This window comes from Flavobacterium esculini (genome assembly GCF_048284325.1).
GTDB lineage: Bacteria > Bacteroidota > Bacteroidia > Flavobacteriales > Flavobacteriaceae > Flavobacterium.
Genome location: NZ_JBLVPI010000007.1, coordinates 205,167 through 212,136 on the forward strand (window position 1 = coordinate 205,167; position 6,970 = coordinate 212,136).

3 protein-coding genes are annotated in these 6,970 nt (G+C 32.5%); all 3 read left to right on the forward strand.

Translation table 11 applies throughout. The features are described from left to right. Positions 1 to 543 precede the first annotated feature (543 nt). A complete protein-coding gene (locus ACNQGG_RS08585; protein ID WP_417963016.1) occupies positions 544 to 2,853 on the forward strand; it encodes a PAS domain S-box protein in 2,310 nt (769 codons plus the stop codon). Between the two features lie 86 nt (positions 2,854 to 2,939). Beyond that, positions 2,940 to 3,917, forward strand: coding sequence for a response regulator (locus tag ACNQGG_RS08590; protein WP_417963018.1), 978 nt, complete (start codon positions 2,940 to 2,942; stop codon positions 3,915 to 3,917). A gap of 1,038 nt (positions 3,918 to 4,955) precedes the next feature. Next, on the forward strand, positions 4,956 to 6,970 hold a 2,015-nt coding region (locus tag ACNQGG_RS08595; protein WP_417963020.1), incomplete at its 3' end, for an ice-binding family protein.

The window sequence follows — 6,970 nt, forward strand, 5'->3', positions numbered from 1 at the left end:
GATGTTGAGAACATAGAAGTTGTATCAACTTTTATCTCTCATCTTTAAATTAGAAATAGATCATTGAAATTACTAATACTTAGTGCCTATTTTTTAAACTCATAAGTAAATTAAATTTTAAATTATTTTCAATAAAAACATTAAACATTAAATTTTTTTAAATAAAAAATGCAAAATTTAATAAAAGTTTAATAAAATTATTTTATTAAACTTTATGAAATATAAAACACGTACTTAGTCGGACATAAGACTCTTTTAAACAGATTGTTTTTTTAATTCGACGAACCTCATATTTTTTAACATACGTTTACCAAAATCAAAATCTAAAATTAATGCTAAAAAATACTCCTGATTATAAAAAGGATCATACAAATAATCGCTCGTGAGCCCAAAGTGTCATGTTTTGCATAAAAACAAATAACCATCCATTTTAATTAAAATATTAAATTCAGAAAGAGAAAATAAAAGATCAGAAAATTTAATATTCTAAAGCAAGGAGCTACCTACGGAAATACTAACAAATTAGGATACCTAAAACGAGCTATGGTCGAATCCAAACCCCAGAATTTAATCGAGGAATTAAAAGCTCGTAATATTGAGCTTACAATACAAAATCAAGAGTTGCAATTAGCAAAAGATAAAGCAGAAATAGCTGCTCAAAAGCTAAATTTATTGTGTGATCTTTCCCTGGTAGGGTATTTTATTATTGATTGCAGAGGCAAAATAGTAAAATTCAATAACAGCGGTTTAGCTCTTCTGGGCAAAACAGGTGAAGACTTACTCAATTTCACTTTCAGTCAATTTATTACTAAAAAAAAACTTCCTAATTTCAATGCCTTTTTACTAAAAGTAAAAGAAACTAATGTCGAAAATTTTTGCGTTACTGAGCTAACTATAAATCAAGAAAAACATGTATTAGTTTACTTAACTGTTAGGTTTTTAGAAAAGGAGCAACAATACCTTATAACTGCTGTTGATAGAACCGAAAAAAAGCTTCTAAAAAATATTTTACCGGAAAAGGAGTCTTTTTTTAAAGAAATTCAAAGAATTGGAAACATTGGCTCCTTTCAATTTAATATATCTACTAATTTTTTAGAATTTTCTCAAGAATTACGATTTATTCTTGGATTTCACGATAGCATACCTTTAAATATTATAGAAACGTGGTTAGATATTATTCATCCTCAGGACAGAGAAATGATGGAGCTGTATTTACAAGAATGTATTCTAAATCAAAACTTGTTTCGCAAGGAATACAGAATCATTCGCAAGAATGACGGTGAGATTCGATGGGTAGATGGATGGGGAGAAATTATTTTTGATGACGAAGCTAATGAACTTTCCATGATTGGAGTAATCCAAGACATCACTGATCGCAAATTAGCTGTAGAAAAAGTACAAAATGCTGAAACACGTTCGCACCGAATATTTGAATCATCCAAAGAAGGAATTTTAATTCTTGATGCGATCACAGGTCAGATTACTGATGCAAATCCTTTCCTGATTGAGTTGATTGGATTTAATTACGATGAGTTGGTAGGAAAAGAACTTTGGGAAATTGGAGTTTTTAAAAATATTGCGGCTTCCAAAGAGGCTTTTATAGAATTACAAAAAAAAGAATACATTCGATTTGAAGATATGCCATTGGAAACAAAAGCGGGATATTCAATCGATGTTGAGTTTGTAAGTAACGTATATACTGTAGATGAAAACAAAGTTATTCTATGCCACATCCGAGATATTTCCGATCGTAAGAAAGTAGATCTCGCATTAAAAGAAAGGAGTCAGCTGTATTTTGCCATGTTCGAAAAAAATCAGACTCCTCAACTCCTAATAGATCCAATGAGTGGTAAGATCATCGATGTTAATTCGGCCGCCGCACAATTTTATGGTTATTCCTTAGAAGAATTTAAACTAATGACCCTATCAGATATCAGTACTTTTCCATCAGAACAAATATTGGAAGAGATGAAAAAATTCACGATCACTGGGCCATCCTATTTTCAATTTATTCATAAGCTAGCTTCTGGTAAAACTTGCGATATTGAAATGTATACCAGTCCATTATCCATTAGTGGACAAGCCTTATTAATCTCTACAATAAACGACATCTCAAAAAGGAAACTTGAAGAAGAACGACTGGTCCAATTAAATAACAAATTGAAAGAAGTCAATGTCTTAAAGTCTCAATTTATATCCACTGTTTCCCATGAATTCAGAACCCCTTTAGCAGGAATACTTTCCAGTGTTCAACTATTGCAAATATATGACGATATTTGGGACAAGAATAAAAAAGAAAAATTGTTTAAACAGATATTTGATGCTGTCCAACATACGAAAGCATTACTCGACGATGTTTCTCTGATTGATGAAGAGCAAACTAGCAAAACTTTTTTTAGACCTACAAATATTCAACTTCTTCCCCTCATAAATGAAATTATTGAAGAAAACATAAGAGTATCAGTAACCAATCAAAAAGTAATACTGAAATCGAACTTAGATATTAAAAACTATTATATGGATTCAATTATGATTCGTCACATTTTTAATAATATCATCTCTAACTCCATAAAGTACAGTAGTAAAAATATTATCATCGAATTAAATGAAATAGACAATAAAGAAATAGAATTCACAATCAAGGATCAAGGTATTGGAATACCTTATGAGGAAATAAAATATTTATTAGATCCTTTTTACCGTGCTTCTAACAGAGGAGCTGTACAAGGAACTGGTTTTGGTTTATCTATTGTTAAAAGATTCGTTGATCTTCATAAAGGCAAATTGTTAATTGAATCAGTTGTAGATAAAGGAACAGTTGTTACAATTACATTACCATACTTACAAACTTAATATATTCAATTTAATCTAAAAGAACAGACATCGACTCCGTTTCTTTCAACCAATACTAAAATAGTTATTATTCTAAATTTTTTTTAATGAAAAAGATTCTTATTATAGAAGACGATACTGTCTTAAGAGAAAATACAGCTGAATTTATTAAAGGACAAAATTTTGAAGTTTTTATCGCTGAGGACGGACTTGTGGGAGTTCAACAAACTTTAAAGCATTTGCCTGACCTTATCCTTTGCGACATATCTATGCCTAATATGAATGGACTTGATTATTATAAAACTATAAAGCAGATTAAGGCTACTTCAACTATTCCTTTAGTTTTTTTTTCAGCTCGAACTGAAAATGAAGATGTTAGAGCAGGAATGAAATTAGGTGCTGATGATTATATTACTAAACCTTTCAATTTTTATGAATTATTGAGAGTTATCAATACACGTCTCGCTAAATATGATACGCTTAAACAAATTAATGACGAAAAATTTAATGCTCTTATAAATCATCCAACATTAGGTATCTTTATTTATCAAAATGACAAATTTATATTTTATAATAACCCTTTAGCAAATATTTTCGGTTATGATTATGATGATTTTTCTTCAATAAATTTTGAGAAACTCCTCGATGATAAAAACAGTAATAAAACAAAAATTTTAAACGATTTTGATCGTTGTTTAAGAGATTTGGAAAGTTCTATATCTCTGAAATTTGAAGCTATCCATAAAACTTCAAATACAGTATTTGTTGAATTAATTGGATCTGTAATTACCTATAATAGGCAAACAAGTATTGTAGGCAATATCACTAAATTAGATATTGAAAATTCAGCTCCATTTATATTTAAAAATACAAAAGACACTCCCATCAAACTAACTAATCGCGAGCTTGAAGTGCTGGAATTGATTTGTACAGGTAAGTCTACTTTGGAAACATCTCAAGCCCTTTGCTTGGGACAGCGAACAGTTGAAACCTACAGAGCCAATCTTTTGGAAAAAACAAACAGCAAAAACATTGCTGAACTTATCATGTATGCTATTCGTTATAGATTGATAATAATAGAATAATAAATAGGTTTTAGTGAAAATTTCTATCGCAATTCTCAAGGATACTCACTTGATTTCTGTTAAATTTGTCTTTATAGAAATAAGTTAAATTGAAAAAACCACATGGTTTACTTACTTTTAAAACGTGTCAGTATTGCTTCCAAATACTGATCATAACAGACTTCAAGTTTGGTTGTCACTTGGTTTTTTTGTAAAAAAATTACGTATTTATACGGATTTTTATTTTTTACAAAAAAAAGAGTATATCTACTTAGTTATTTAGTCTAATAAAAGCGGCACTTAATCTGATAACTAAATAATTACCATAAGGATTTACAATTAAATGTTTTAATGTCATACAAATCTTGCCGCTGATGTAAAACATTTCGATGTTAAACGATCTCCTTGTTATAAACCTTAAAGAACAATGGATAACCATCCCACATTTAGTAATCACTAACTTTCTGTACTGGATTCAAGTGTAAATGCAATCCTATTTTAGAGAAGTCTAAAACCCTTTTCCTAGAGAAGCGAACTATTAAAACATCTTGATCTATTAAAATAAAAAAAATAGAAGGCGAAAATACTGATAAATCTATATCGAAGTGTGTTTAATGTCTTGGTAATCAATAAGTAAAAATTATATTTTAATTCTGCGCAATTCATTTTATTATTTATTGAATAGTTCATGATACAAATTATTGCAACAATTCTCTAGCATATTCTCTTGCTTCCTGTCGAATTTGTCTTTAATAAAAACAGGCTAAATTGGAGAAAAAATAAGCAGTTCTCCGACTTTTAAAACTACTTTGTGTTGCCTTTGTAGGTCGATAAGGATTGAAATGAATTAGGTACTGAATAATATTTGGAACCGTTTCTATCCGTATTTTTACTGATTGTTAATTTTATCTTAAAAATAAAAGGGTATATCTACTGACTCCCTTAGTTTTTATAAAGGGGTACTTTGTTGGGAAATCATTACAGTATAAAGTATCATTAATTACAACCCATTGGTTGTAGTTAGTTTTTTGCATGATATTCTCTATTAAATTATTTATTATGAAAAAACATTTACTCTTCAGTATAGCAACCATTGCGGTGTTGCTTTTCTCAAATACAAGTTTTAGTCAAACAGTTAACCTAGGTGTACTTGAATCTTTTGAAGGTTATACAGGAGCGGGAGCTGTTACAAATGCAGCTGGAGCCACATGGACAGGCGATGCGGGTACAAATATTGGAATAATTAGCGGATTTGGTTTGCCACCCTCTTTTACGGGTAACACATACAATGCCAATGCTGTAACTCTTCAGTGTAGATTTGATTTATTTAGGTTGTATATTCATCTTAACGATCTTTATGTTGACCATCCGGCCACCCATGCAGCCGCTTTTGGAGGAGGCGAAACGATTACGCCTGGAGTTTACTCCATACCTGGCGCTGGATCTATAGGGGCAGCTCTTACTCTTGATGGAGGAGGAAATCCTAATGCTTTCTTTGTGATTAAATTTTACGGAGCAATGACCGTAGGAGCAAATGCAGTGATTAATTTAACTGGTGGAACACAATCTTGCAATGTTTTTTTTATTGCTGAAGGAGCTATTTCTGTTGCGGCAGATTGTAATTTAAAAGGTACTTTATTTTCAAAAATAGGAGCAGTTGGTCTTGGTACAAATACGGTTCTTGAAGGAAGAATGCTTTCTATGCAGGGAGCGTTAGTTAATGGAGCTGGTGCTAAAGCAAGTCCGCCGCCTGGTACTTGTACAATTCCAATAAATTGTGATTTTGGCTGTAGTGCCGCTCCTGCAGTTGATGTTTTAGGAGTTCTCTCAAATTATGCCCTTTATACTAATGTTGGTGCTGTGCCAAATACGAGTACATCTGGTATTAATGGCAATATTGGTACAAATTCCGGCTCTGTAAGTGGTTTTGAGGATTCCATTGTTATCGGGTCTATTCATAATGCGGATGCTAGTACAGCGCAAGCGAATATAGATTTAGATAACGCTTATATTAAGCTTATGGCTCTGCCAAATACAGTACCTACACCTGAGAGTGTTTTACCTAAAGTACTTGCACATGCGGCTTCTTTTGGAAGTGTTGCTCCAGGCGGTGAAACAATAAATGCTGGGGTTTATTTCATAGACGGTGCTGGATCTTTATTAGGAACTCTCGTCTTAGACGGTCAAGGTAATACAAATTCAATATTTGTTTTTAAGTTTGCAGGGGCATTTTCAGTAGCAGCACAAGCAAAAATGATTTTGATTAATGGAGCACGTCGATGTAATGTTTTTTGGATTGGCGGAGCCGGAGTTCCCACTGGTGCTATTAGTATAGGAGCAGGTGCTGTTTTAAAAGGAACATTTCTTTCTCATGGTGGAGCTTGTGGTTCAGGAGCTGATGTGTTTCTCGCCGGCCGACAGCTTTCTACAGGCGGAGCGGTTAATACTTATTCAGGCATAATTTATAATAATCCAGAATGCGTTACTTCTACATCTTTAAAAACAATATCAGCAATAACAGATAGTCCAAGTGTAATTGCCGGTGCAAGCACACCAAGTGTAATCAACAATGATATATTAAATGGACAGCCAGCAGTAATCGGAGATCAGCCAGGACAAGTAATTTTGACTTCTACACCTTTGGGGCCATTAACAATGAATGCTGATGGAACAATCACTGTTGCACCAAACACAGCAGCAGGAAATTATCCAATTATCTATACTATATGTGAGGTTTCCGATCCAGCTAATTGTAGTTCAGTAACAAGTAATGTAACTGTACCAGTAACGCCAGTAATAACTGCTGTAACAGATAGCCCAAGTACATTACCAGGAACCAACACACCAAGTGTAATTGGGAATGACATCTTAAATGGAGCACAAGCAGTAATTGGAATTGCCCAAGGACAGGTAACTTTGACTTCTACACCAAACGGACCATTAACAATGAATGCTGATGGAACAATCACTGTTTCATCAAACACACCAGTAGGCAGTTATCCAATAACATATACGATCTGTGAGGTTTCAAATCCAACAAATTGTAGTACAGTAACAAGTAATGTAACGGTAAC